The organism is Pseudomonas sp. TE12234, from assembly GCF_054061835.1.
Genome location: NZ_JBSSEP010000001.1, coordinates 733,076 through 759,294 on the forward strand (window position 1 = coordinate 733,076; position 26,219 = coordinate 759,294).

20 protein-coding genes and 1 tRNA gene are annotated in these 26,219 nt (G+C 59.1%); 5 read left to right on the forward strand and 16 right to left on the reverse strand.

The window, feature by feature from the left end:
* Positions 1 to 2 precede the first annotated feature (2 nt).
* The 3 genes from ACVWYU_RS03410 to ACVWYU_RS03420 all read right to left on the reverse strand — a co-directional run bounded on the left by ACVWYU_RS03410 (position 3) and on the right by ACVWYU_RS03420 (position 3,175).
* Positions 3 to 797, reverse strand: a complete 795-nt coding sequence (locus ACVWYU_RS03410) for a carbon-nitrogen hydrolase family protein (protein ID WP_390957429.1) — start codon at positions 795 to 797, stop codon at positions 3 to 5.
* Positions 798 to 809: 12 nt separating this feature from the next.
* Entirely contained in the window at positions 810 to 2,492 is a 1,683-nt protein-coding gene (locus tag ACVWYU_RS03415) for a flavin monoamine oxidase family protein (RefSeq protein WP_090325731.1), read from the reverse strand.
* 221 nt (positions 2,493 to 2,713) lie between these two features.
* Positions 2,714 to 3,175, reverse strand: a complete 462-nt coding sequence (locus ACVWYU_RS03420) for an Lrp/AsnC family transcriptional regulator (protein WP_007980298.1) — start codon at positions 3,173 to 3,175, stop codon at positions 2,714 to 2,716.
* A 175-nt stretch (positions 3,176 to 3,350) separates the two neighbouring features.
* Between ACVWYU_RS03420 and ACVWYU_RS03425 the strand changes: the two genes are divergently transcribed.
* Together ACVWYU_RS03425 and ACVWYU_RS03430 are read left to right on the forward strand one after the other, a co-directional pair.
* A complete protein-coding gene (locus ACVWYU_RS03425; protein WP_390957427.1) occupies positions 3,351 to 5,705 on the forward strand; it encodes a glucose/quinate/shikimate family membrane-bound PQQ-dependent dehydrogenase in 2,355 nt (784 codons plus the stop codon).
* A 113-nt stretch (positions 5,706 to 5,818) separates the two neighbouring features.
* Positions 5,819 to 6,439, forward strand: a complete 621-nt coding sequence (locus ACVWYU_RS03430) for a peptidase M41 (protein WP_457371891.1) — start codon at positions 5,819 to 5,821, stop codon at positions 6,437 to 6,439.
* 123 nt (positions 6,440 to 6,562) lie between these two features.
* On the opposite strand, the gene ACVWYU_RS03435 is transcribed toward ACVWYU_RS03430, so the two are convergent.
* The 5 genes from ACVWYU_RS03435 to rpsU all read right to left on the reverse strand — a co-directional run bounded on the left by ACVWYU_RS03435 (position 6,563) and on the right by rpsU (position 15,103).
* A tRNA-Ile gene (locus tag ACVWYU_RS03435) sits at positions 6,563 to 6,639 on the reverse strand.
* Between the two features lie 15 nt (positions 6,640 to 6,654).
* Positions 6,655 to 10,401 (reverse strand): bifunctional diguanylate cyclase/phosphodiesterase, encoded by a 3,747-nt coding sequence (locus tag ACVWYU_RS03440; protein WP_390957425.1) that lies wholly within the window; start codon positions 10,399 to 10,401, stop codon positions 6,655 to 6,657.
* Positions 10,402 to 10,524: 123 nt separating this feature from the next.
* On the reverse strand, positions 10,525 to 12,372 hold the full coding sequence (gene rpoD / locus ACVWYU_RS03445; protein WP_457371892.1) for an RNA polymerase sigma factor RpoD: 1,848 nt from the start codon (positions 12,370 to 12,372) through the stop codon (positions 10,525 to 10,527).
* A 67-nt stretch (positions 12,373 to 12,439) separates the two neighbouring features.
* Positions 12,440 to 14,407, reverse strand: a complete 1,968-nt coding sequence (dnaG, locus tag ACVWYU_RS03450; RefSeq protein ID WP_247258108.1) for a DNA primase — start codon at positions 14,405 to 14,407, stop codon at positions 12,440 to 12,442.
* Between the two features lie 480 nt (positions 14,408 to 14,887).
* Positions 14,888 to 15,103, reverse strand: coding sequence for a 30S ribosomal protein S21 (rpsU, locus tag ACVWYU_RS03455; protein ID WP_002551877.1), 216 nt, complete (start codon positions 15,101 to 15,103; stop codon positions 14,888 to 14,890).
* A 199-nt stretch (positions 15,104 to 15,302) separates the two neighbouring features.
* Between rpsU and tsaD the strand changes: the two genes are divergently transcribed.
* On the forward strand, positions 15,303 to 16,328 hold the full coding sequence (tsaD, locus tag ACVWYU_RS03460; RefSeq protein ID WP_247258109.1) for a tRNA (adenosine(37)-N6)-threonylcarbamoyltransferase complex transferase subunit TsaD: 1,026 nt from the start codon (positions 15,303 to 15,305) through the stop codon (positions 16,326 to 16,328).
* Positions 16,329 to 16,351: 23 nt separating this feature from the next.
* On the opposite strand, the gene plsY is transcribed toward tsaD, so the two are convergent.
* Positions 16,352 to 16,921 carry a glycerol-3-phosphate 1-O-acyltransferase PlsY gene (gene plsY, locus ACVWYU_RS03465; RefSeq protein WP_090325720.1) on the reverse strand — a complete coding sequence of 190 codons (570 nt, stop codon included), beginning with the start codon at positions 16,919 to 16,921 and terminating at the stop codon, positions 16,352 to 16,354.
* A 74-nt stretch (positions 16,922 to 16,995) separates the two neighbouring features.
* On the opposite strand from plsY, the gene folB reads away from it, so the two are divergent.
* Together folB and folK are read left to right on the forward strand one after the other, a co-directional pair.
* On the forward strand, positions 16,996 to 17,352 hold the full coding sequence (folB, locus tag ACVWYU_RS03470) for a dihydroneopterin aldolase (RefSeq protein ID WP_457371893.1): 357 nt from the start codon (positions 16,996 to 16,998) through the stop codon (positions 17,350 to 17,352).
* Entirely contained in the window at positions 17,343 to 17,861 is a 519-nt protein-coding gene (gene folK, locus ACVWYU_RS03475) for a 2-amino-4-hydroxy-6-hydroxymethyldihydropteridine diphosphokinase (RefSeq protein ID WP_090325719.1), read from the forward strand. The genes folB and folK overlap by 10 nt, the downstream gene beginning before the upstream one ends.
* A gap of 85 nt (positions 17,862 to 17,946) precedes the next feature.
* On the opposite strand, the gene ACVWYU_RS03480 is transcribed toward folK, so the two are convergent.
* From ACVWYU_RS03480 to apaG, 7 genes are all read right to left on the reverse strand, one after another.
* Positions 17,947 to 19,176 carry a multifunctional CCA addition/repair protein gene (locus tag ACVWYU_RS03480; protein ID WP_457371894.1) on the reverse strand — a complete coding sequence of 410 codons (1,230 nt, stop codon included), beginning with the start codon at positions 19,174 to 19,176 and terminating at the stop codon, positions 17,947 to 17,949.
* A 63-nt stretch (positions 19,177 to 19,239) separates the two neighbouring features.
* Positions 19,240 to 20,802, reverse strand: a complete 1,563-nt coding sequence (locus ACVWYU_RS03485) for a SpoVR family protein (protein ID WP_390957418.1) — start codon at positions 20,800 to 20,802, stop codon at positions 19,240 to 19,242.
* Complete coding sequence (locus ACVWYU_RS03490) at positions 20,799 to 22,070, reverse strand: YeaH/YhbH family protein (protein ID WP_390957417.1); 1,272 nt, start codon at positions 22,068 to 22,070, stop codon at positions 20,799 to 20,801. The genes ACVWYU_RS03485 and ACVWYU_RS03490 overlap by 4 nt, the downstream gene beginning before the upstream one ends.
* A 201-nt stretch (positions 22,071 to 22,271) precedes the next feature.
* Positions 22,272 to 24,194: a PrkA family serine protein kinase gene (locus tag ACVWYU_RS03495; protein WP_047534149.1), complete on the reverse strand. Its 1,923-nt coding sequence runs from the start codon at positions 24,192 to 24,194 to the stop codon at positions 22,272 to 22,274.
* Positions 24,195 to 24,490: 296 nt separating this feature from the next.
* The gene (gene glpE, locus ACVWYU_RS03500) at positions 24,491 to 24,820 is read right to left on the reverse strand and encodes a thiosulfate sulfurtransferase GlpE (RefSeq protein WP_390957416.1); all 330 of its coding nucleotides are present in this window, start codon (positions 24,818 to 24,820) and stop codon (positions 24,491 to 24,493) included.
* Between the two features lie 33 nt (positions 24,821 to 24,853).
* A complete protein-coding gene (locus ACVWYU_RS03505; RefSeq protein ID WP_457371895.1) occupies positions 24,854 to 25,738 on the reverse strand; it encodes a symmetrical bis(5'-nucleosyl)-tetraphosphatase in 885 nt (294 codons plus the stop codon).
* On the reverse strand, positions 25,738 to 26,118 hold the full coding sequence (apaG, locus tag ACVWYU_RS03510) for a Co2+/Mg2+ efflux protein ApaG (protein ID WP_090325715.1): 381 nt from the start codon (positions 26,116 to 26,118) through the stop codon (positions 25,738 to 25,740). The genes ACVWYU_RS03505 and apaG overlap by 1 nt, the downstream gene beginning before the upstream one ends.
* Positions 26,119 to 26,219 lie beyond the last annotated feature (101 nt).

The window sequence follows — 26,219 nt, forward strand, 5'->3', positions numbered from 1 at the left end:
GATTAGCGCTTGTTCAGCGCGTCGTAAAGCTCGGGGCGGCGATCGAGGAGGTAGCGATTGGCGGCGCGGGAATCGACCATCAACTGACGATCCAGCTCACCGACGATCAGTGCCTCATCAAGACCGGCCTGCGCAATGCGGCTGCCGTCCGGTGCGGCGATGCTGCTCTGGCCGCAGTAGTGGATGTCGCCTTCATGCCCGCAGTAGTTGGCGTAGGCCACGTAACACTGATTTTCGAAAGCGCGGGCGCGGACGGTGACATCAGCGATGAAATCGAAGGGAATCATGTTTGCCGTCGGCACCAGGATCAGCTCGGCGCCCTCGAGGGCCAGGCGCCGGGCATTCTCCGGAAACTCCAGGTCGTAGCAGATCAGGAAACCGAGCTTCCAGCCGTTGAGTTCAACGACCGGAAAATCGTTGGTGCCGGGGCTGAACATCGAGCGGTCGAGGTCGCCGAACAGGTGCGTCTTGCGGTAGTTGCACAGGCGTTCGCCATTGGCATCGATCAACTGCACGGCGTTGTAGATCTGCCCGTCCTCGGTGCGCTCGGGATAGCCATACAAAATGGCAATCCCGGCAGCCTTGGCGATGCGCGCGACCTGTTGCGCCGACTCACCGTTGTACACCTCCGCCAGCACGCTGACAGCATCGACGCCGATGTTGTAGCCGGTCAGAAACATCTCCGGCAGCACCAGCAAATCGGCGCCTTTGGCCTCCAGCGCAAGCTGGTGCAAGCGTTGCAAGTTACCCGCGACATCCAGGGGCAACGGTGGACATTGGTAAAGGGCTACGCGCATTTCGGATTCCTCTTACTCGGGCAGGGCGATCGGTCCGATCTCGTTGAATACATCACCTGGACCCGGATTCTCGGCGTGAGTTGCACCGCCGAAGTGTTTCATGATGCCCCATACCGCATTGAGCGACGTCTGCACGGCGCCTTCGACCCAGGCCGGTGTCCACGAAACATCATCACCGGCGATGAAAATCCCGCGTTGTTCGGCCGGCATGTCGTCCTGCATGAAGTGCGCGTACATGCGCTGGTTGTAGCGGTAGTGACCGGGCAGGGCGCCTTTGAAGGCACCGAGGAAATGCGGGTCGGCTTCCCAGGACACGGTGATCGGATCGCCGATGATGCGCGCGGCGATGTCGACTTTCGGGTAGATCTTTTTCAGCGCATCGAGTGCCAGCTTCACGCGTTTTTCCACCGGGTGCGGGAGCATTTTCAGCGCATCGCTCATCCACGAGTACGACAGGCAAATGACCCCCGGCTTGTCGTCGCCGTTGTCGAACAGGTAGGTGCCACGGGTCAGGCGATCGGTGAGGGTCATGCTCATCAGGTCGCGGCCGGTTTCCGGGTCCTTGTCCTTCCAGAACGGGCGGTCGACCATCACGAAGGTCTTCGACGATTGCATGTAGCGGGTACGGTCCAGGGCCATCCACATCTTTTGCGAGAATAGGGTTTCGTCGCATTCGATCTGGGTGGTCAGCAGCCAGCTCTGGCAGGTGGTCAGCACCGCGGCATATTCGCGGGTGTCGCCATTGTTGTCGGTCACCGCAAAACGGCCACCGGGGGCGTGGGCGATTTTTTTCACGCCGGAGCGCGGGGCGCCCCGGTGCAACGATTTCAGACTGGTGCCTTCAGGCCAGTGCACGCAACGTTCCGGCACATGGCGCCAGATCCCTTGCGGTACTTGCTCGACACCACCGACCACCAGGTGTTGGTGGTCGTCGCAGTTGGTCATGACCACGCGGAAGATTTCCAGCATCGAGTTGGGGAAGTCGGAGTCCCAGCCGCCGGTGCCGAAGCCGACCTGGCCGAACACTTCGCGGTGGTGGAACGACAACTTGGCAAACGCCTTGGAGGTAGCGACGAAGTCGTAGAACGTGCGGTCGTCCCACAGTGGCACCAGGGTATTCCACAGTTCTTTGAGGCGTGGCACGTCGCGGTCGCGAATGGCCTGCTGGATTTCGCCGAAGCGTGAGCCGTCTTCCAGTGCATCGGCCCAGGCATCAGCCACTTCCTGGAACAGCGCAGGAAGGTCCGCCAGTTTCTGTGCGTAATGGGTCTGGCCTTCCAGGTCGATCACGGTGCTGCCGGAGGCAGGCGTCAGCGGGTTGGGGAAGGGTTTGGTCTCAAGGCCGAGTTTGTCGACGTAGTGGTAGAACGCGGTGGACGACACCGGGAAGCGCATGCCGCCCAGTTCGGCGACGATGCCATCGGTGCCGTTGAAGGTCTGGGAACGCAGGCGGCCGCCCATCTTCGACGCTTCGTAAACCACCGGCTTGAGGCCGAGTTTCATCAGCTCATAAGCCGCCACCAGCCCGGCGATGCCGGCACCGACAATCGCCACTTCGGCACCATGATGGTGCTCGGGAATGCTGCCCAGCCCGGCCGGGTGTTCGATCCAGTCGTCGAAGGCGAAAGGAAAGTCCGGGCCGAAAATGGTGACTGGTTTCTTACCGTCTGCAGGGTGGCGATTGTTCTTGTTCATGGCTGACCTTACTGGCGTCCGGACGCGGGGTGCGCGTCTGAGTATAGGAAAAGATGCCGGCCATTCTAGAGAGCGTAGAACACGTTAATAAGACGCAAAGTGTCGTCGTTTTGCCATATTAATGATCAATATGACGATTGTTCTGTGCACACTGTCCACTGTGGGAGCAGGCTTGCCCGCGAAGAGCCCGATCAGGCTCCGGAGATTGATTGGCTGGATACTCAAACCGGCTGCCCCCGATCAATCTTGCTGCTCAGGATGATCGAGGTCGTCGTTTTCTCCACCCCGTCGACACTGCCGATCTGATCCAGCAACTGATCCAGCTGCTCTGGCGAGTCGGTCCGCAGCCACGCCACATAATCAAACTCGCCACTCACGGCACATAACTGCTGCACCTGGGCCATGGCGCTCAGGCGTCGCAACACTTCCTTGCCGGAGCGCGGTTGCACGGTGATTCCCACGTACGCCTGCAACCCGCCGTCGACCACACGCTGACCCAGGCGAACGCCATAACCGGTGATCACCTTGGCTTTTTCCAGGCGTGCCAATCGCGATGTAACGGTGGTGCGCGCGATGCCCAGCTGCCGGGCAAGCATGGCCACGCTTTCGCGGGCGTTGATCTGCAGGGCCGCGATCAACTGGCGGTCGATTTCATCAAGAACGGGCGGACGAGTGTCAGGCAAGGGTTGTCTCCAGCGGGACCGAGCAATGGGCAAGCATGTTACAGCCACATCTCTTCGAGCGGAGGTTTGAACTAGGCTGACTACCGTTCATGCCATTTTTACCTGCGACAATTTGCCATAAGTAACTAGGTAGTACATTATTCCGCGCTTGTCACAAATGGGGATAATTTCCGACATGAATACTTCTGGGGCTGCCGCCGGCAGCAAATGGTTGCTGGCGGGACTGGGTGTCCTGATTGCACTGATCGGGCTCGGTCTGGCAGGGGGCGGTGGCTACCTGATTTCACTCGGTGGCAGCTGGTATTTCCTGCTGATGGGCCTGGCGATGCTGGTCTCCGGGCTGATGATTGCCCGCCGTAAACCGGCTGGCGCCTGGTTGTATGGTCTGGCGCTGATACTGACGGCGATCTGGGCGGTATGGGATGCTGGCTTCGAATATTGGCCGCTGGTCTCGCGCGTGCTGACCTTTGCCGTGATCGGCCTGGTCGTGGCACTGATCTATCCGACGCTGGTGCGTGCCTCGGGAGCGTCCGCAGGGCGTGGCGCCTATGGCCTGGCCGGTATTCTGGCCGTCGGTGTCGTCGCCACCATGGCCTACATGTTCGTGCCGACCCATGTGGTCAAGGCCACCACCGAACCTGCCGTCACGCCGGTCGCACCGGGCACCGAGCAGAAAGACTGGGCGCACTGGGGCAACACCACCGCGGGCAACCGCTTTGCCGCGCTGGACCAGATCAACAAGGGCAACATCGACAAGTTGCAGGTAGCCTGGACCTTCCGTACCGGCGACATCCCGCAAAGCACCGGCGCCGGTGCCGAAGACCAGAACACCCCGCTGCAAATCGGTGACACGGTCTACACCTGCACTGCCTACGGCAAAGTCTTCGCCCTGGATGCTGACACGGGTGCCCAGCGCTGGAAGTTCGACCCGCAAGGCTCCGCGCCGAACTGGCAGCGTTGCCGCGGTTTGGGCTATTCCGAAGCCCCGGCACCTGCAGGTGCTCAGCCAACGGCCTGCACGAAACGTCTGTTCCTGCCGACCGGCGATGCGCGCTTGATCGCCATCAATGCCGAAACCGGCAAGCCATGCGAAGAGTTTGGCAACAAAGGCACGGTCGACCTGAAAACCGACATGGGTGAAGTGAAGCCCGGTTACTACCAGCAGACTTCGACGCCATTGGTCGCCGGAGACGTGGTGATCGTCGGTGGTCGCGTGGCCGACAACTATTCCACCGGCGAGCCGCCAGGCGTGGTCCGTGCCTACGACGTGCGCAGCGGCGAACTGGTGTGGGCGTGGGATCCGGGTAATCCGAACACCACCAAACGCCCACCAGCAGGTGAGACGTATACCCGTGGCACGCCGAACGTGTGGTCGGCCATGTCCTACGACGCCAAACTCGGTCTGGTGTACTTGCCCACCGGCAACGCCACCCCTGACTTCTTCGGCGGTCAGCGCACCGAGTTCGACGACAAGTGGAACTCCTCCATCGTCGCCGTCGACGTGAAAACCGGCCAGGTGCGCTGGCACTTCCAGACCACCCACCATGATCTGTGGGACTTCGACCTGCCGGCACAACCGCTGCTGTACGACGTGCCGGACGACAAGGGCGGCCTGCAGCCGGCCCTGGCGCAAGTCACCAAACAGGGCGAGATCTTCCTGCTCAACCGCGCAACCGGCGTGCCGATTTCACGCGTTGAAGAACGTCCCGTTCCACAGGGGCATGTGCCTGGCGAACGCTACTCGCCGACCCAGCCGTTCTCGGTGGACATGCCTTCGATCGGCAACAAGACGCTCACCGAATCCGACATGTGGGGCGCCACGCCGTTCGACCAGTTGATGTGCCGCATCCAGTTCAAGGGCATGCGCCACGAAGGCGTCTACACCCCGCCGGGTATGGACCGCGCCCTGCAATTCCCGGGCTCGTTGGGCGGCATGAACTGGGGCAGCGTCTCGGTGGATCCGAACACCAACTACATGTTCGTCAACGACATGCGTCTGGGCCTGGCCAACTACATGATCCCGCGCGACAAGATCGGCGCCGGGGCCAGCGGCATCGAAATGGGCGTCGTGCCGCAGGAAGGCACGCCATTCGGTGCCATGCGCGAACGCTTCCTCTCGGCGGCCGGTATTCCGTGCCAGAAGCCACCGTTCGGCACCATGTCCGCCATCGACCTCAAGACCCATAAATTGATGTGGCAAGTCCCGGTCGGCACCGTGCAAGACACCGGCCCGCTGGGCATCCGCATGCACCTGCCGATCCCGATCGGCATGCCGACCCTCGGCGCTTCGCTCGCGACCCAGTCCGGCCTGCTGTTCTTCGCCGGCACCCAGGACTTCTACCTGCGCGCCTTCGATACCGGCAATGGCAACGAGATCTGGAAGTCGCGTCTGCCAGTGGGCAGCCAGTCCGGGCCGATGACTTACGTTTCGCCGAAGACGGGTAAGCAGTACATCCTGCTCACCGTAGGCGGTGCACGTCAGTCAACGGACCGTGGGGATTACGTGATTGCGTATGCATTGCCCAAATAAGGGCTGACGTTTGACTCGGAAAAGCCGCGCCATTGCGCGGCTTTTTTCTGGGCGAAAGAGCGACTGTGGAGATCGGCTAGGATTGATGCAGTCGAGAGTGCGAGGCGAAGGACATGACGACAAAATTGCCTGCCGCTGTACGGGACCGTGCATTGCGGATCGCCCATCACGAAATGGGACACTATGTCGTGGCCCGCTCATTGGGGTTTGAAACAGGTGGGGTCACCCTGACCGTGACCATGGACCTGCGGCACAAAGGGGGCGCAACCATCAATCTGGTGCAGCCCATTGCGTCGATGGCTGCCATGAAGGCCTACCTGGAATTCCGGATCATCATTCTCTTCGCAGGCGCGATGGCCCAGACGTTACCTTCAGCACCTGTCGGCGCAAAACGTGTCGACCTGTCGGAAGCGGCGGCCATCCTCAAAGGGGCATGCGGTGCTGAACGGGACGACGCAAAAATCAGTGAGCTGCGGCACCTGCTGCGCAACATCACCTATCCCGATACAGGCCTCACATCATCCGAGCGCATCGCGGCCGAACTGAAAGCAATCAATGATCGCCTTTGGCTGACGGCTCAAGAAATGGTTGAGGCTTTGGCAGACACCATTACAGAATTGGGCGCTGCAGTGGTGGATCGTATGGTTCTAGTGGAGCAGTGGGGGAGGCCTGCGGATACGTATGAAGTGGCGTTGACGGGCGAGAGGCTTGAACGGATTGGGTCGGTGCGTTGAAACGCGGCAAATCCCTGGTAGGGGCGAGCTTGCTCGCGAAGGTCGTGAAGCAATAAAAAAATGGCTCTATTGCTTCAGGCCATTCAGAAACGCAAAAGCCGCGCATTGCGCGGCTTTCTTGTTTGGTGGGCCCACACGGACTTGAACCGTGGACCAAAGGATTATGAGTCCTCTGCTCTAACCAACTGAGCTATAGGCCCTCAGTAGGCCGCGGATTATAGCGACGGTTTCGCGGCTGTGCTATCCGAAAAGTCTGAAACGGTTGAACGAAGAAACGTCGCGGCGAATTCGTCGGGGGGCAGGGGCAGGCTGACGATGTAGCCCTGGATCTGTTCGCAGCCTTCGTCGGCCAGGAATCGTTGCTGCGCATGAGTCTCCACGCCTTCGGCAATCACGGTGAATTGCATGCTGCGGCCGAGGGCGATGATGGCGCGCACGATGGCGGCGTCGTGTGGGTCATCGGGCAAGCCGCGAACGAAGGATTGGTCGATTTTGAGTATGTCCAGGGGCAGGCGCTTGAGGTAACTCAGTGACGAGTAGCCGGTGCCGAAGTCGTCGATCGCCAGTTGCACGCCCAGATGCTTGAGTTGATGCAGCACCGCCAGCGCTTCTTCCGCCTGGCTCATGATGAAGTTTTCGGTGATTTCCAGCTGCAGGAATCCCGGTTTGAGGCGGTTGTCCTTGAGCAGTTGTTCGATGCGGCCGAGGAGGTTGGGTTGGCGCAGCTGAGCGCCCGCCAGGTTGACGGACAGCGGGCCGAGGCCTTCGTAGGTCAGGTTCCATTCGTGCATTTGCCGGCAGGCGGTTTCAAGCACCCAGTCGCCGATCTGCAGGATCATGCCGTTCTCTTCGGCCAGGGAAATGAAATGCTCTGGCGGTACGTCGCCAAAGGTCGGATGACGCCAGCGAATCAGCGCTTCTGCCCCCACCAGGCGATAGTCTTCGAGGCTGATTTTCGGTTGGTAGTAGAGCTGCAGCTCGTTGCGCTCGATGGCGCGCCGCAATTCGTGCTCCAGCGCCACCCGTTCACTGGCTTGCGCGGTGAGGTCGCGGGTATAGCTTTCGACCCGGTTACGGCCCTTGGCTTTAGAGCGATACATCGCCGCGTCGGCGTTCTTGATCAAGGTGGCGACATCACAGCCGTCCTGTGGATAGAGGCTGGTGCCGATACTGGCGCTGATGAAAAACTCGTGCTCACCGGCCTGGAACGGGGCGGTAAAGCAATTAAGCAGCTTGGTGGCGATATTGTCGGCGTCGCTGGCTTGCTGCAGGCCAGGTAACAGGATGATGAACTCATCGCCGCCCAGGCGGGCCACGGTGTCGATATCGCGCAGTTGCTCCTTGAGGCGCACGGCAATGCCTTTGAGCAGCAGGTCGCCGACCGGGTGACCGAGGCTGTCGTTGATGTGTTTGAAACGGTCCAGATCCAGGAACAGTACCGCGCCCTGGCCGCCATTTTCCTTCTGGGTATTGAGGGCGGTCTGCAGGCGGCTTTCGAATAGTGTGCGGTTTGGCAGACCCGTCAGCGGGTCGTGGTGGGCCTGGTAATCGAGTTTGGCCTGGGCGTGTTTGAGGCTGGAAATGTCAGCGAATACCGCCACGAAGTGGGTGATGAACTTGTCCCGGTTGCGCACGGCGCTGATGGTCAGCCAGCTTGGGTAGAGCTCGCCGTTCTTGCGCCGGTTGGAAATCTCGCCTTGCCAGTGACCTTCGGCGGTCAATTGATGCCACATGGCGGCGTAGAACGCGCTGTCATGCAGGCCGGAGGCAAGCAGGCGCGGAGTATGGCCCAGGGCTTCGCTTTCGCTGTAGCCGGTGATTTCGGTAAACGCGCGGTTGACGGCGCTGATGTGCTGCTGGGTATCGGTGATCAGTACGCCTTCGGCAGTGCTCTCGAACACCGTCGCCGCTTGTTGCAGTTTCTCCTGCATCAGGTGGCGCTCGGTGATGTCCCGGGCGATGGTCAGCATGCAGTCCTCATCGCCAATCGGCAGCGGACGGCTGGACACTTCGCAGAGGCGAATCTGCCCGTCGCTGCGGCGAATATGGCAGCTAAAGTCGCGGACAAAACCGTCGCGGTGCAGCAGGTCGAGCATCTGCTTGCGCTCGTTGAGGTTGACCCAGATACCCAGGTCCAGCGCCGAACGGTCCACCGACATCGCGCTGTTGAACCCGGTAATGCGGCTGAATCCCTCGTTGACCTCGATCAGCAGACCGTCACTTTGCCGGGACAGCAACAAGCCGTCCGGCGAGGCGTGGAACGCCTTGGCGAATTTCTCTTCGGAGGTTTGCAGTTGTTGCTGGGTTTCCTTGAGCTGGGTGATATCACGCACGACCACCACCAGCGCCGGGGTCGTATCGAGGTCAAAGGGTTCGGCGGAAATCAGGCCGGTAAACACCTGGCCATTGCTGCGACGAAAGGGCATCTCCAGGTTGCGGATGCTGCCAGCCTGCAAGCGCTGCAACAGCCCCGGCCCGACGCCGGGAATGCCCCAGATATTCAGGTCGGTGGCGGTCTGGCCGATGACGTCCTCGGCACGCAGGCCGATCTGTTCTTCGAACGCTTCGTTGACTTCGAGCAGGCAGCCGTCGGAAAGGCGCGCGATGACCAGAATGTCGGGGCATTGCTGGAAGACCGAGGCAAATTTCTGCTCCGACAGGCGCAGGGCTTCTTCGGTGCGTTTGGCTTCGCTGATGTCGATCATCAACCCGCGCATCACTGGTTCGTGGCCATGTTCGATCAGGCTGACGATATCGCGCACCCACAGACAGCGCCCATCGGCGGTGATGACCCGGTAATCGAGGCTGTGATCGCGTCCGGCCAGCACTTCGTGATCACAGAAGTTCTGCGCGCGGGTCAGGTCGGCGGGGTGAATGATGTTGCGCCAGAAACCCGGAATCAGCCAGTGCGACAGCGGATAGCCAAGCAAGGCTTCGGCGTGGGGCGACACATAGCTGTAGGTGAAGTCGCTCATCCGCGCTTCCCAGGCAATGGCCGACAGGCTCTCCACCAGCCCGCGGTAGTGGTATTCGCTGCTGCGCAGTTCCTGTTCCAGATCGACGCGGCGGGCGATCTCCGAGCTCAGTCGGCGGTTGATCCGGATCACCACGGCCAGCACGATCATCAGCAGCAGTAATCCCGGCAGGCCATAGACCAGTAGATCGGACCAGAAAGTTCGATGATCGAGGACGTTGCCCACCCAATGCTCCTGGATGGCACTGATTTCTGCAGGGCTCACGTCCGCCAGTACCTTATCCAGGATGCCAACCAACACCTTGTTGTCCCGGGGCACGCCCATGGCCAATTGATAGCGATAAGGGGTTTCGCCGCTGACGTACAGCCCGTCCAGCTTGAGCTGGCGCAGGCTCCACACACTGGAGGCGAGGTCGCCCACCACCGCGTCCACTTCATCGGTGGCGAGCGCCTGCAGTGCAGAGCTGACATTAGGCATCGCCACCAGGTTCAAATCGGGATTGTGGGTGCGCAGCAGTTCGTGGGGGGCGTAGTTTTCCACCACGGCGATTTTCAGCCCGTAGAGGTCTTGGATTTTGCGAGGTTGGGCGCCACCGACATGCGCCAGGATGACAATCGGGAAATCCAGATAGGGGCGCGTGAACGACAGGTAGTTCTGGCGTTCCGGGGTCGACATGATGCCCGGCAACAGGTCCAGCTTGCCTTGTTTGGCTTGCTCCAGCACGGCTGTCCAGCTGACCGGCTCGATAGGCGTCAGCTGAACGGCCAAACGCTGACGGATCAGGTCGATATAGTCCGCCGCAAGTCCCTGGTATCGGCCCTGATCGTCGCGAAACTCAAAGGGAGGCCACGAGGCATCGACACCCAGGCGCAAGTTCGGGTGGGCCGCAAGCCAGCTACGTTCTTCGTCGTTCAGAGTCAGCGCGCCAGCCGTTGCGGTCCAGGTCATCAGCGACAGCAAAAAAAGCACGGTCGGCAGTCTGGGCATAACGGTCTCGTTATGGCTCGGGGGAATGTTTCGAGTGTAGACGGGCAAATCGGCGGAAGGGGGAGGACGGGGGATTTAATCTGTAGAAAGCAAAACCCCCGGCCAGGGCCGGGGGTTTTGTGATCACTCGTCGAGGAAGGAGCGCAGATGCTCGCTTCTCGTCGGGTGGCGCAGCTTGCGCAGCGCCTTGGCTTCGATCTGACGAATCCGTTCACGGGTCACGTCGAACTGCTTACCAACCTCCTCAAGGGTGTGGTCGGTATTCATGTCGATACCGAAGCGCATGCGCAGAACCTTGGCTTCACGGGCAGTGAGGCCGGAGAGTACTTCGCGCGTCGCTTCCTTAAGGCTCTCAACGGTGGCTACATCGATTGGCGACTGCATGGTCGAGTCTTCGATGAAGTCGCCCAGATGGGAGTCTTCGTCATCACCGATCGGGGTTTCCATGGAGATCGGCTCTTTAGCGATCTTCAATACCTTGCGGATCTTGTCTTCAGGCATTTCCATGCGTTCGCCCAGCTCTTCCGGCGTCGGTTCACGACCCATTTCCTGCAGCATCTGGCGGGAAATGCGGTTGAGCTTGTTGATCGTCTCGATCATGTGCACCGGAATACGGATGGTGCGGGCCTGGTCGGCGATCGAGCGAGTGATCGCCTGACGGATCCACCAGGTGGCATATGTCGAGAATTTGTAGCCGCGGCGGTATTCGAACTTGTCTACCGCTTTCATCAGGCCGATGTTGCCTTCCTGGATCAGGTCGAGGAATTGCAGGCCACGGTTGGTGTACTTCTTGGCGATGGAGATCACCAGACGCAAGTTCGCTTCAACCATCTCTTTCTTCGCGCGGCGGGCCTTGGCCTCACCGATCGACATGCGACGGTTGATGTCCTTGATCTCGGCGATCGTCAAACCGGTTTCGGTTTCCAGCGCGGTCAGCTTTTGCTGGCAACGAATGATGTCCGGTTGCAGGCGACCAATGGCTTCAGCGTATTTGCTTTTGCCTTTGGCCAGTGCGTCGGACCAGCTTTCGTCGACTTCGTTGCCCGGGAACTGGCGCAGGAAATCGGCACGCGGCATGCGCGCATCACGAACGCAGAGCTGCATGATTGCACGCTCTTGCTGACGCAGGCGATCCAGGGCACTGCGAACACGTTCGACCAGGCCTTCGAATTGCTTCGGAACCAGTTTGATCGGCATGAACAAGTCGGCCAGCGCCAACAGTTCGGCGATAGCTGCCTTGTTGTGGCGACCGTGCTTTTTCAGGGCCTTGCGGGTGATTTCCATCTGATCGGCAACAGCACCAAAGCGCTGTGCTGCGATGATCGGATCCGGACCGCTTTCGGCTTCCTCTTCGTCATCCGAGGCTTCGGCGTCATCATCGTCAGAATCGTCGTCCGCTTTCACGGCTTTCGGATCGATCGGTGGTGGCACTTCGGCTGCAGGCGGCGCAATGCCGTCGTCCGGGTCGATATAACCGCTCAGGACGTCGGACAGGCGACCACCTTCGGAGGTGACGCGGGTGTACTCGGAGAGAATATGGTCAACCGTGCCAGGGAAGTGCGCGATTGCGCTCATCACTTCACGGATGCCCTCTTCAATACGTTTGGCGATTTCGATTTCGCCTTCACGCGTGAGGAGCTCTACAGTACCCATTTCGCGCATGTACATGCGCACCGGGTCGGTAGTGCGACCAATGTCGGTCTCGACCGCTGCCAGCGCAGCTGCTGCCTCTTCGGCCGCGGCTTCGTCGGTATCGGCGTCGGCCAGCATAAGGGAATCCTTATCTGGCGCAACCTCGAATACGTTGATCCCCATGTCGTTGATCATGCGGATGATGTCTTCCACCTGTTCCGGATCTGAAATATCCTCCGGCAGGTGGTCGTTGACCTCCGCGTAAGTCAGGTAGCCCTGCTCACGACCCAGTTTGATCAACTCAATAATACGAGACTGCTGTTGCGCTTTTCCGGACATAACACCCTATCCACTGAAGGTCTTGGCGGGCAAAAAACAAGCCGAGGATTATACCTGAGCTATGACCTCACGCGCCAGTTGAGGTCGGGTTTGATGCGGAAACATTGCGACTTAATAGGTCGCGCAGTTGGTTTTTCTCTTCTGTGCTCAGTTCACTTTGACGTGCTTTCCTGAGCAGTTGTTCCAGGTTTCGCTCGCGTTGGCGGGCTGACAAGCTAGTAATGGTGTCGAAAAACTGTTGTTCAAGGTTGTCCCCTTCAATCAGCCATTCCTTTTCCGCCAGGGCCTTGAGCAAACGGCCTTGCTCTGTGCCGTGCCAACGTGCAATCAATTGAAATGAGTTTAGCTTGGGATTCTTCTGCACGGCTTCGAGCAACGCCACCAGCAGTTGAGTGTTGGTGTGGTCCTCGGCGGCAAAGTGCCCGGCATCCTCGACTTTTTCCGCCAGTTGCGGGTGATGCAGTAGCGTACGCAAGGCGGCAAGGGTCGGTGGTTCGACGGCGGCCGGGACCCGCGGGGCACGTGGTTGATCGCGATCGCCGCCACGCTTGCCGTTCTTGTCCCAGGGTTTTTTGTCCCATTTCTTGCCGCCGGCACCGGGTTTCTTGGGCGTCCATTCCTGTTGCGGCACATACATTTCTTGCGATTGCGGCTGATGATAGTCGCTGTAATCGGGCATCGCGTCGTAATCGATGCCCGGGTCGTAAGCGGGCGGCGCCTCTTGTGGCGCGCTTTGCGCCAGTTGGCTGACCGTTTCGCTGCTCAGGCCGGTGATTTCGGTCAGGCGCTGGCGCATCAGAATGCGCAGGTTGGCTCCCGGAACCTTGTCGATCAACGGCGCTGCGAGGGTGGCCATATGGGCCTTGCCTTCGAGGGAGCGCGGGTCCGATTCTTCTGTCAGCTGTTGAAAGAAATAATCTGCCAGTGGCTGGGCGTGCTGGTTGATTCGCGCGCGAAAGGCGTCAGTGCCTTCGGAGCGTACCAGTGTGTCGGGGTCTTCGCCTTCGGGCAGGAACAGAAAGCGTGCCCGTCGCCCATCCTGCAGGCTTGGCAGGGTGGCTTCCAGTGCACGCCACGCGGCGTTGCGGCCGGCCTGGTCACCGTCGAAGCAGAACAACACGCTGGGCACGACGCGAAACAGTCGCTTGAGATGTTCTTCGCTGGTGGCGGTACCCAGGGTGGCGACAGCGTTGCGCAGACCTTGTTGGGCGAGGGCGATGACGTCCATGTAGCCTTCGACGACGATGATTTCGTCGAGGTTGCGGTTGTTCTTACGCGCTTCATACAGGCCATAGAGTTCCTGGCCTTTATGAAATACCGGGGTTTCCGGTGAGTTCAGGTATTTCGGCTTGTCGTCGCCCAGCACCCGACCACCGAAGGCAATGACGCGCCCGCGACTGTCGCGGATCGGGAACATCACGCGATCACGGAAGCGATCGTAGCGTTTGCCGGTTTCGGCGTTCTCGATCAGCAGGCCGGCATCGATCATGGCTTTTTGCTGCAAGGTGTCGCTGCTCAAGTGCTTGAACAGGTTGTCCCAGCCGGGTGGCGCGAAGCCGAGGCCAAAGTCGCGGGCGATTTCGCCGGTCAGGCCACGACCTTTGAGGTAATCCACTGCAGCTTTGCGCGATGGGTGGCTCTTCAGGGCCTGACGGTAAAAGTCGGCCGCAGCGGTGAGTAACGGATACAGTGGCGAATCGGTCGGCTGGCGCGGTTTGTGCGCGCGACCGCTTTCTTCCCTTGGGACTTCCATGCCGGCCGCCTTGGCCAGGTCTTCGACGGCCTGGACGAAATCCAGGTTGTCGTGGTCCATGATGAAGCCCAGGGCATTGCCGCCAGCGCCGCAGCCGAAGCAGTAATAGAACTGCTTGTCGGGACTGACGCTGAACGAAGGGGTTTTCTCTTTGTGGAACGGGCAGCAGGCGGTGTAGTTCTTGCCGGCTTTTTTCATTTGCAGGCGAGAGCTAACCACGTCGACGATGTCGGTGCGGTTCAGAAGGTCGTCAATGAAGCTCTGGGGAATTAGCCCGGCCATGGCGTTCTCGTCATCTGCGCTGAATGAAGTCCGAAACGAAGGGTAGTCGAACGAAGGTCGTTGTTTGAGGCGCGCAAGAAGGGCGGCTCGACCGGTGTCGTCTGCGTAATCGCTATCGGGAAGTGTATCTGCCGAAAATCCCCTGACGTTAATGCCAATCAGTATTCGATTTTTTGAAAGTGTTGCGCTGAATCCGGCTGCGGCCAGTCATGGGCCTCGGATAGCTCATCATTTGCACGCGTGAGGTGCCTTGGGCTGATCGTCGTGAGAGGAATCAGTGGGTGTGCTCGTCAGTAGCCTTGAAAGGCTCGTCAGAAAAGACGTGCACCGCTGGCAAAAGAGCCAGGTCTGACGCGGTGAAGCAGATTTGTCTCGGTCGCGTCTGCGGCTTCGACAGTGAAGCATCAAGCGTTTTACGCAAATGCCATTAGCCCGGCAAAGAGCCGGGCTTGGCAGAAGCTTGCTACGAACGTCTGTGTATTAGTACAGACGAACGGCGCGGCGCTGTTCGCGCTGAACTTTCTTGGCGTGACGCTTAACAGCGGCTGCTGCTTTGCGCTTACGCTCAGAAGTTGGCTTCTCGTAAAATTCGCGGCTACGAACTTCAGCCAGTACACCGGCTTTTTCGCAGGAGCGCTTGAAACGACGCAGAGCTACGTCGAAGGGTTCGTTCTCTTTTACTTTGACGGCTGGCATCCAGAGCTACCTTCATTCATTACCGGGGTCAACATCCTCGCGGCAAAAGAGCACTTGAAGACGTCGGTTTTTAAGGGTTGCGGATGTTAACCCCTCATCGCACGGAATGCAAAGCCTCTGATCGAAAACCGCTGGTCGGGGCATCACGCGACGACTATTATGCGCGCCTTCGAATTCAGCCTAAACAAGGCGCAAACCCATGCTAGTACTGGGATTAGAAACCTCCTGCGACGAAACCGGTGTCGCATTATATGACAGTGAACGCGGTCTGCTGGCCGATGCGCTGTTCAGCCAGATCGACCTGCACCGTGCCTATGGTGGCGTGGTGCCGGAGCTGGCCTCGCGTGACCACGTCAAACGCATGCTGCCCTTGATTCGTCAGGTGTTGGCTGAAGCCGACTGCGTGCCGACCGAGATCGATGCGATCGCTTATACCGCGGGTCCTGGCCTGGTAGGGGCGCTGTTGGTCGGCGCTTCCTGTGCTCAGGCACTGGCCTTCGCCTGGGGCATTCCGGCCCTTGGCGTACACCACATGGAAGGCCACTTGCTGGCGCCGATGCTGGAGTCGCAACCGCCGGAGTTTCCGTTCGTCGCTTTGTTGGTATCCGGCGGTCATACGCAGCTGGTTCAGGTCGACGGGATCGGTCAATACACGCTTTTGGGCGAGACCCTGGACGATGCCGCCGGCGAAGCGTTCGACAAGACCGCGAAAATGATGGGCCTCAACTATCCTGGTGGCCCGGAAATCGCTCGTCTGGCTGATCAAGGGGTTGCAGGACGTTTCGTCTTCCCGCGTCCGATGTGTGACCGTCCTGGCCTCGATTTCAGCTTCAGCGGCCTGAAGACCTTTGCCCTGAACACCTGGCAGCAGTGTGTGAGCGCCGGGGACGACGGCGAGCAAGCCCGTTGCGACATCTCGCTGGCGTTCCAGCAGGCCGTGGTGGAGACTTTGACCATCAAGTGCAAGCGTGCCCTGAAGGCGGCGGGCATGAAGCGTCTGGTGATCGCTGGCGGGGTCAGCGCCAACAAGGCGCTGCGCACGTCCCTGGAAAAAATGCTCGGTGACATGAAGGGCGATGTTTTTTATGCCCGCCCACAGTTCTGTACCGACAATGGGGCGATGATCGCTTTTGCCGGCTGCCAGCGCTTGCAGGCCGGTCAGCAGGAAAGTCTGGCGATCAGTGTCCAGGCGCGTTGGCCGATGGAGCAGCTCTCGGCGCTGTGATGATGGGCGCTACCGGGCGGCATTTAAAAATGCCGTTCGCGCCCGGCAAACAGGTCGCGTAGATTGCCGCGATGACGCCAGACGATCATCCCCGTGAGCGCGCTCATGGGCAGCAGCGCCCCGGGTTCTTGCCAGGCCAGCAGCGGCAGGGTCAGCGGCGTAGCGATCAAGGCGGCCAGTGAGCTGGTGCGGGTCAGGTAGAACGTCAGCAGCCAGGCGCAGACCGCCAGTAGCGCCGCAGGCGGGTACAGGCCCAGCAGCATGCCGGCAGCGGTGGCGACACCCTTGCCACCGCGAAAGCGGAAGTACAGCGGGAACAGGTGGCCGATGACGGCGCAGACGCCGATCCAGGCCTGATCATGCAGGGAAAGCCCGGCAAAACCGGCGATCAGCACGGGCAGCAGGCCTTTGCAGAGGTCTCCGAGCAAAGTCAGGACGGCGAGTTTTTTGCCGGCCAGGCGCAACATGTTGGTGGCGCCGGCATTGCCCGAGCCACTCATTCGCGGATCGGGGTTACCGGTCAGGCGGCTGAGCAAAATGGCGAAGGACAGAGAGCCGAGCAGGTAGGCGAGGATCGCCAATAACCAAAACATGCTAACTATTCCGGGCGAGGAAGCCCTGATTCTAACGGCGCATTGCGCCCTTGTCGTGTAGCGGAGAAAAGTGCTTGGACAGAGTGTTTATCGAAGGCCTGGAAGTCGACACCGTAATCGGTGCCTACGACTGGGAGCGAGGCATCCGACAGTGCTTGCGTCTTGATCTGAGTTTCGCCTGGGATAATCGTCCGGCAGCCGCCGGTGACGATCTGACCCTGGCGCTCGATTACGCGAGTGTTTCGTCGCGCATCCAGGCCTTTGCCGAGCAGGCGCAGTACCAATTGGTGGAAACCTTCGCCGAGCGTCTCGTGGAAGTGCTGATGGGCGAATTCAAGATCACCTGGATGCGTCTCAAGCTGACCAAGCCCGGTGCAGTGCCGGCCGCTACCGGCGGTGTGGGTGTGGAGATTGAGCGCGGATGTCGCTGACTCAGGTGTATCTCGGTCTCGGTAGCAATATCGAGCGTGAAGCCCATTTGCAGGCCGGCCTGGAGGCTTTGGCAGGATTTCTGGTGGACATCCGCTGCTCGGCGGTTTTCGAAAGCCAGCCGGTGGGGATCAAGAGCGGGCCGTTTTTCAATTTCGTGGTGTCGGCCTTTACCGATCTGCCTCTTATTGAACTGGATCGCCGGCTGAAATTCATCGAGGCGGACAATGGCCGCTACGCGCCGGATCGCAAGGGTTTGCCGTTGGACATTGATGTATTGCTGTTCGGTGATCTGGTGGGCAACTTCGATGGTTTGGTGTTGCCGCGAGCAGAAATTCTGAAAAATGCCTTCGTGCTGTGGCCGTTGTCGTTGATCGCGCCGGATCGAGTTCATCCGGGCGTCGGCAAGAGTTTCGCCACATTGTGGGCGCAATCGCAGATTGATCAAGTGCTGGCGCCCGTGGCCTTTGAGTGGCGTGGCATTCAACTGACACCTTCAGATTTGTTGTGACATTCATGACGCCATCGCGGGCAAGCCCACTCCCACTGGTACGATGCAATCCCTGTGGGGGCGGGCTTGCCCGCGATGACGTCAGTCAGGACGACGCAGTCTCTTTGTAGGCCTTCAACGCCTTGAGCCGTTCACGCTTGATTGCCTCACCCAGTTCCGGCCCCTTGAACCCCTTCTCCAGCAATGGCTGCACCGCAACACTGCGTGCCGCAGTCGCTGCCCCGCGCAGATAATCCGCTTGTGGATAACTTCGCTGCTCCAGACCCTTGCGTCCGCACGCGTCCATTTCGCATGCGGCGATAAATTCCTCGAACCGTTGCGGTCGACGGTAAACGTCGAAACTCTGCAGCAACTCCAGTAACGTCGACGGCTTTAGCTCCAGGGCACGATGGCCGTGGGTGTGATATTCACCCACCAACAGCGCCAGTTCCTGACAATCCTTGGGGGCCTTGAAGCGTTCGTTGACCGCTTTGATCAGTCTCAGTCCCTTGAATTCGTGGGCGATGTGCCGAGGCCATTCTTCTTCCGGCGTCAGGCCTTTGCCCAGATCATGCAGCAGGCAGGCCCAGCGAACGGTGAGCGGTTGCTTGTGGCGTGCGGCTTGTTCCAGCACGCTCAGGGTATGCGCGCCCGTGTCGATTTCCGGATGATGGGCTTGTGGCTGCGGCACGCCGAACAAGGCATCGACTTCTGGCATCAGTTCTTTTAGTGCGCCGCATGCCCGCAGCACTTCAATGAATACTTGTGGCTGATCTTCCATCAGTGCGCGGGAGATTTCTTTCCAGCTGCGTTCCGCGGTCAGTGCTTGCAGCTCACCTGATTCGCTGAGTTGACGCATCAGTTCCAGCGTTTCGGGAGCGACGGTGAAGCCAAGCGCGGCATAACGGGCCGCGAAGCGCGCAACGCGCAGAACCCTCAGGGGATCTTCGGCAAACGCGGGGGAAACGTGACGAAGCAGGCGCGCTTCGAGATCGCGTTGTCCGTGGTACGGATCGGTCAGGTTCTGTTGATCGTCTTCGGCCATGGCGTTGATGGTCAGGTCACGACGGATCAGATCTTCTTCAAGGGTCACTTCGGGGCTGGCGTGAAAGGTGAAGCCGCCGTAACCGCGTCCGCTTTTGCGTTCGGTGCGGGCGAGGGCGTATTCCTCTCCGCTTTTTGGGTGAAGGAATACCGGAAAGTCCGAGCCGACCGGGCGAAAGCCCTTGGCGAGCATTTCTTCGGTGGTGGCGCCCACCACAACCCAATCGATATCGGTGACAGGTTTGCCCAGCAGGCGATCTCGAACGGCACCGCCGACTTTATAAATACGCATAAAAAACCTCCGTTAGCTCGACAGGATAACCGTTGCGTCGAGCTTTCGGAGGCCGAAACAGGATCAAAGATGTATGACGGCCAAATCCAGTCGGCCGTAATCTCCCTCGCCGTGCTCGCTTCTGGGCGGAACGTGGTGGGTTTTCATCACTTGGTCGCCTTGCAGGGTCTCCAGGTGGATGTCGAAGCCCCAGAGGCGGTGCAAGTGCTTGAGCACTTCCTCTGTGGAGTCTCCCAGCGGTTTGCGATCATGTTGCTGGTGGCGCAGGGTCAACGAGCGGTCACCGCGCCGGTCGATGCTGTAGATCTGTACGTTGGGTTCGCGGTTACCCAGATTGTATTGGGCAGCCAGGGTTTCACGAATGATCCGATAGCCGCCTTCATCGTGGATGGCCGGTACCAGCAGGTCGTCCTTCTGGTCGTCATCGAGAATGCTGAACAGCTTCAGGTCGCGGATCACCTTGGGTGAGAGGTACTGCAGGATGAAACTCTCATCCTTGAAGCTGCTCATGGCGAATTTGATGGCCGCGAGCCAGTCGGTGCCGGCAATTTCCGGGAACCAGCGGTAATCCTCTTCCGTGGGTTCTTCGCACATGCGCCGGATGTCGCGGTACATGGCGAACCCCAGGGTGTAAGGGTTGATCCCGCTGTAGTACGGGCTGTCGAAACCGGGTTGAAAGACCACGCTTGTGTGGGACGTCAGGAACTCCATCATGAAGCCATCGGTGACCAGGCCCTCGTCGTACAGGTCGTTCATCAAGGTGTAGTGCCAGAACGTAGCCCAGCCCTCGTTCATGACCTGGGTCTGACGCTGTGGATAGAAATACTGGGCGATTTTTCGCACGATCCGTACGATTTCCCGCTGCCACGGCTCCAGCAGTGGCGCGTGTTTCTCGATGAAATACAGGATGTTTTCCTGAGGCTCGGCAGGGAAGCGCGCATTGTCCTTGTCGCTGTATTTATCCGCACCTTTGGGAATGGTACGCCACAGATCATTGATCTGTTTCTGCATATGTTCTTCCCGGTCCTTTTGCCGGCGACGCTCTTCTTCGGCGGAGATCGGATAGGGACGTTTGTACCGATCGACTCCGTAGTTCATCAGGGCGTGGCAGGAATCGAGCAGGTCCTCGACCGCGTCGATGCCGTGGCGTTCTTCGCACTGCATGATGTACTGCTTGGCGAACACCAGGTAATCGATGATCGAACTGGCGTCTGTCCAGGTGCGAAACAGGTAATTGCCTTTGAAAAAGCTGTTGTGCCCATAGCAGGCATGCGCAACCACCAGTGCCTGCATGCAGATGGTGTTTTCTTCCATCAGATAGGCGATGCACGGGTCCGAATTGATGACTATCTCGTAGGCGAGACCCATCTGGCCGCGGCTGTAGGATTTTTCAGTGCTAAGGAAGTGTTTGCCGTAGGACCAGTGGTGATAACCCAGGGGCATGCCGACAGAGGCGTAGGCATCCATCATCTGCTCTGCGGTGATCACTTCGATCTGGTTGGGGTAAGTGTCGAGCGCATAGCGGGCTGCAAGACGACTGATTTCTTTGTCGTAGGCCTGGATCAGCTCGAACGTCCATTCCGAGCCGGTGGAAATGGGTTGGCGCTTCTGCTCTTTGGCGGTCATGTCACTAACCTGCGCTGGAAGAGTTCACGGAAGACCGGATAGATATCCCCGGCCGAGACCAGTTGTTGCTGGGCAAAAGTGTCAGAGAACGCTTCGGCGATGCGTTCATACTCGAACCACAAAGCCTGATGTTCGCGTGGAGTGATCTCAACGTAAGTGTAGTACTGGACGAACGGCATGATCTGGTTGATCAGGATGTCGCGGCAGATCGGCGAGTCGTCGTTCCAGTTGTCGCCGTCGGAAGCCTGGGCGGCGTAGATGTTCCACTCATTGCTCGGATAGCGCTCGGCCATGATTTCCTGCATCAGCTTCAGGGCGCTGGACACGATGGTCCCGCCGGTTTCGCGGGAGTAGAAAAACTCTTCCTCGTCCACTTCGCGGGCGCTGGTGTGGTGGCGGATGAACACGACGTCGATCTTGTCGTAATTACGTTTGAGGAACAGGTAGAGCAGGATAAAGAAGCGCTTGGCGATGTCCTTGGTCGCCTGAGTCATGGAGCCAGACACGTCCATCAGGCAAAACATCACGGCCTTTGAACTTGGATTGGGCTGCTTGATCAGCAGGTTGTACTTGAGGTCGAACGTGTCGAGAAACGGAACGCGATGGATACGTGCGCTGAGTTTTTCAATTTCGGCTTCGACTTTCTGAATATCGCCGAAATTGTCCGGTTCTTCTTGCTTCAGTCGCAGAAGTTCCTCTTTCGCTTCACGCAGTTTGGCCCGGCTGCTGCCGGACAGCGCAATTCGCCGTGCATGGGCTGAACGAAGGGTGCGAATGATGTTGATCCGCGAGGGGTTACCCTCGTTACTGATGCCTGCGCGAACGGTTTTGAACGTGTCGGTGCCGGTCAGGTTGCGCTTGACCAGGTTCGGCAGCTCAAGATCCTCGAACATGAATTCGAGGAATTCTTCCTGGGTGATCTGGAAGACAAATTCATCCATCCCTTCGCCGGAGTTGCCGGCCTTGCCTGGCCCTCTGCCGCCGCCACCTCCCGGTGGGCGCGCAATGTGTTCGCCGCTGGTGAACTCCTTGTTACCCGGGTGCACGACTGTCTGCTTGCCACCGCGACCATGGTGAAGCACTGGCTCGTCAATGTCGCGGCCAGGGATGCTGATTTGCTCGCCGTGCTCCATATCGGTAATGGAACGCCGGCTGACCGCCTCTTCGACAGCCTTCTTGATGTGATCACGGTAACGCCGCAGAAACCGCTGACGATTCACCGTGCTTTTGTTCTTGCCATTGAGACGTCGGTCGATCACATAGCTCATGACTGCTCCTTAGAAGCTGTCCTCAAAGGGGCAAGCAATCAAGCAGCACACCGAGTGCCAAGGGATGTACACGCTCCCCCAAGCGCTGTGGATACTGCCTGAACCTCGCTACTGCCTTTCGAACACCTTCCTGAGGCCTGTGTAACAGAAAATGCGTAAACAGGCCTCGGGCTGACGACAACCGGTCTGACCGGCAGCGGGTTATTGTGATTTTCTGACCCGCAGGTACCACTCGGACAGCAGTCGTACCTGTTTGTCGGTGTAGCCCCGCTCGACCATCCGTGTGACGAAGTCGTTGTGCTTCTGCTGGTCCTCTTTGCTGGCCTTGGCATTGAAGCTGATGACCGGCAGCAGGTCCTCGGTGTTGGAGAACATTTTCTTCTCGATGACCACCCGCAGTTTTTCGTAGCTGAGCCAGGTTGGGTTCTTGCCGTTGTTATTGGCCCGCGCACGCAGTACGAAGTTGACGATTTCGTTGCGGAAATCCTTGGGGTTGCTGATGCCGGCCGGTTTTTCGATTTTTTCCAGTTCCTCGTTGAGTGCCACGCGGTTGAGGATTTCGCCGGTTTCCGGATCGCGGTATTCCTGATCCTGAATCCAGAAATCGGCGTACAGCACGTAGCGGTCGAAAATGTTCTGGCCGTACTCGCTGTAAGACTCGAGGTAAGCGGTCTGGATCTCCTTGCCGATGAATTCGATGTAACGCGGTGCCAGGTATTCCTTGAGGAAACGCAGGTAGCGTTCGCGGGTTTCTGCCTGGAATTGTTCCTGTTCGATCTGTTGTTCCAGCACGTAGAGCAAGTGCACCGGGTTGGCGGCGATTTCGTGTGGGTCGAAGTTGAAGACTTTCGACAGGATCTTGAACGCGAAACGGGTAGACAGGCCGTTCATGCCTTCATCGACGCCAGCATTGTCGCGGTATTCCTGGATCGACTTGGCCTTCGGATCGGTGTCCTTGAGGTTTTCGCCGTCGTACACGCGCATTTTGGAGTAGATGTTGGAGTTTTCCGGCTCCTTGAGGCGAGAAAGCACAGTGAACTGGGCGAGCATCTTCAGGGTGTCGGGCGCGCAATGGGCCTTGGCCAGCGAACTGTTGAACAGCAGTTTGTCGTAGATCTTCACTTCGTCGCTGACCCGCAGGCAGTACGGCACTTTGACGATGTAGATCCGGTCGATGAACGCTTCGTTGTTCTTGTTGTTGCGGAAGGTGTGCCATTCCGATTCGTTGGAGTGGGCCAGCAGGATCCCGGTGAACGGAATCGCGCCAAGACCTTCGGTACTGTTGTAGTTGCCTTCCTGGGTTGCCGTCAGCAATGGGTGCAGCACCTTGATCGGTGCCTTGAACATTTCGACGAACTCCATCAGGCCCTGGTTGGCCCGGCACAGTGCGCCCGAGTAGCTGTAGGCGTCGGCGTCGTTTTGCGGGAATTCTTCCAGTTTGCGGATATCGACCTTACCCACCAGTGCCGAGATGTCCTGGTTGTTTTCATCTCCCGGTTCGGTTTTGGCCACGGCGATCTGGTTGAGGATCGACGGGTATAGTTTCACCACGCGGAACTGGCTGATATCGCCGCCGAATTCGGCCAGGCGTTTGGTGGCCCACGGCGACATGATGGTATTGAGATAGCGCCGTGGAATGCCGAAGTCTTCCTCGAGGATCGCGCCATCTTCAGTGGCGTTGAACAGACCCAGAGGCGATTCGAAAACCGGCGAGCCCTTGATGGCGTAGAAGGGCACTTTTTCGATCAGTTGTTTCAGCTTCTCGGCCAGGGACGATTTACCGCCGCCTACAGGGCCGAGCAGATAGAGGATTTGTTTCTTCTCTTCCAGGCCCTGAGCGGCGTGGCGGAAATACGACACGATCTGGTCGATGCATTCTTCCATCCCGTGGAAGTCTTCAAAGGCCGGATAGCGACGGATGACCTTGTTGGAGAAGATTCGCGACAACCTCGAATTGGTCGAAGTGTCGAGCAGCTCCGGTTCACCGATGGCCAACAGCAGACGCTCGGCGGCGGAAGCGTAGGCGCTGCGGTCCTTTTTGCACAGCTCAAGATACTCTTGCAGCGTGAGTTCTTCCTGGCGTGTGGACTCGAAGCGTTGTTGGAAGTGGCTAAAGATACTCATGACGTCACCTCGCTCGATACGTGGAGCCGACGCCGGATCACTCAGTCGATGCTGGCAGCAACCGAACAGGCAGTTGCTGTTTACCCCCCAGAAATCTCTCGAAGCTGACGACTCCGAAAGCTACTCCCGATGACCCGTGCGCCGGTGTACCGGCTCTCCCCTGTTTTGGATGGCCTGCGCTTAAGGATAGTTGGGAATTCGGGAGGTAAAGGCGAGATGCGTAATTATGTGTGGCAGACCGTTCGTCTGCCACCGCGCTAGCCCGCGGGGGCCGGGGCTTGCGTGTTACAAAAAAATTATTCGGAGGTGCCTTGCGCCGTTTCCGAAGGATACGTCGTACGCCACAGCTCAAAACCGCCATCCATGCTGTAGACGTCAGAAAAGCCCTGGCTGACCAGGTAGGCGGCAGCGCTTTGGCTGGAGTTGCCGTGGTAGCAGACCACCACGGTCGGTGCGTCGAGGTCGGCGGCGCGGATGAAATCCGAGATCGAATGGTTGTCCAGATGCTTCGAGCCACTGATGTGCAGCGCGGCGTAGGTACCGGGATCACGGATATCGACCACCACTGCGCCTTTTTCGCGCAGTGCTTGGGCCTGTTCCGGGGGGATGCGTTTGAATTCGCTCATGTCGGGCTCCTTTGGCTCGGCTGAATGGGCAGTCTAGCGCGGGGCGCTGGCTGGCGATGTTTCGGGAATGGTTAAGGCGACTGGCGGCGCGGCGGCATTGCCATGTTCATCGCACTTGCAGGACAGGCGTTCGCCCGTATCGACATTCATCAGGGTCAGGGCGCCGCCCCAAACGCAGCCGGTGTCGAGGGCGGATATGCCTGGCTCCTGTACCTTGCCTTCCAGTGCCGCCCAGTGGCCAAAGATGATCTTCAGGTCCTTGGTCTTGCGTTCTTTGTGCTGGAACCAGGGTTTATAACCGGGCGGCGCTGATTCGAGCCCTTCCTTGCTCTTGAGGTCGAGTTTGCCGTCGGCGGTGCAGAAGCGCATGCGAGTGAAATAGTTGGTGATCACCCTCAGGCGAGTCACGCCTTTGAGGTCGCTGTCCCATTTCGCCGGATCGTTGCCGTACATGCCATCGAGATAGGGTGGGAACAGGTTGTCGTCGCGCAGGGCGGCCTCGACTTCGGCGGCGTATTTCAAGGCTTTGCGTAGCGACCATTGGGGCGGTATGCCTGCATGCACCAGCGCCACGTTGCGTTGCTCGTCGTAGTGCATGAGTTTTTGTTGGCGCAGCCAGTCCAGCAAATCGGTGCTATCGGGCGCTTCAATGATCTCGCGCAGGGTGTCAGCTTTTTTCAGGCGTTCGATGTTCTGACCGGCGGCCAGTAAGTGCAGGTCATGGTTGCCGAGCACGCACACCAGCGATTCGCGGATGCTATAGAGGAAGCGCAGGGTCTCCAGTGACTGCGGGCCACGATTGACCAGGTCGCCTACCAGCCACAGGCGATCCTTAGCTGGATCGAAGGCGACTTTTTTGAGCAGGCACTGCAACGCTTCAAGGCAACCTTGCAGGTCTCCGATAGCGTAAGTCGCCATCAGTGCAAGGCCCCGGGTACCGCAAGGCGAAACGGGGCGATGATGGCGTCGAAGTGCGTACCGTCATCGGCAATCATCTGATAGCTGCCCTGCATGGTTCCGACTTTGGTGGTCATGACGGTTCCGCTGCTGTAGGTGTGGCTTTGGCCCGCCGCGATCAACGGTTGCTGGCCGACCACGCCCGCACCGCGAACCTCTTCGACATGCCCGTCGCCGTCGGTGATCACCCAGTGGCGTGACAACAGTTTGGCGGGTAACTCGCCATTGTTTTGCACGGTAATGGTGTAGGCGAAGGCAAAGCGGTCTTGTTCAGGTTGCGATTGTTCTGCCAGATAGCGGGTGACGACGCTGACGTCGACCTGATAACGAGGATCGGACATGCAAGAGGCCTTAAAAACGAAGCGGAACGCGGGGCTTAGCTGATGGAGATCAGTCTAGGCCAAGTATCGGATAGTAAACCAGACATGGGCGCTGGTGTCCT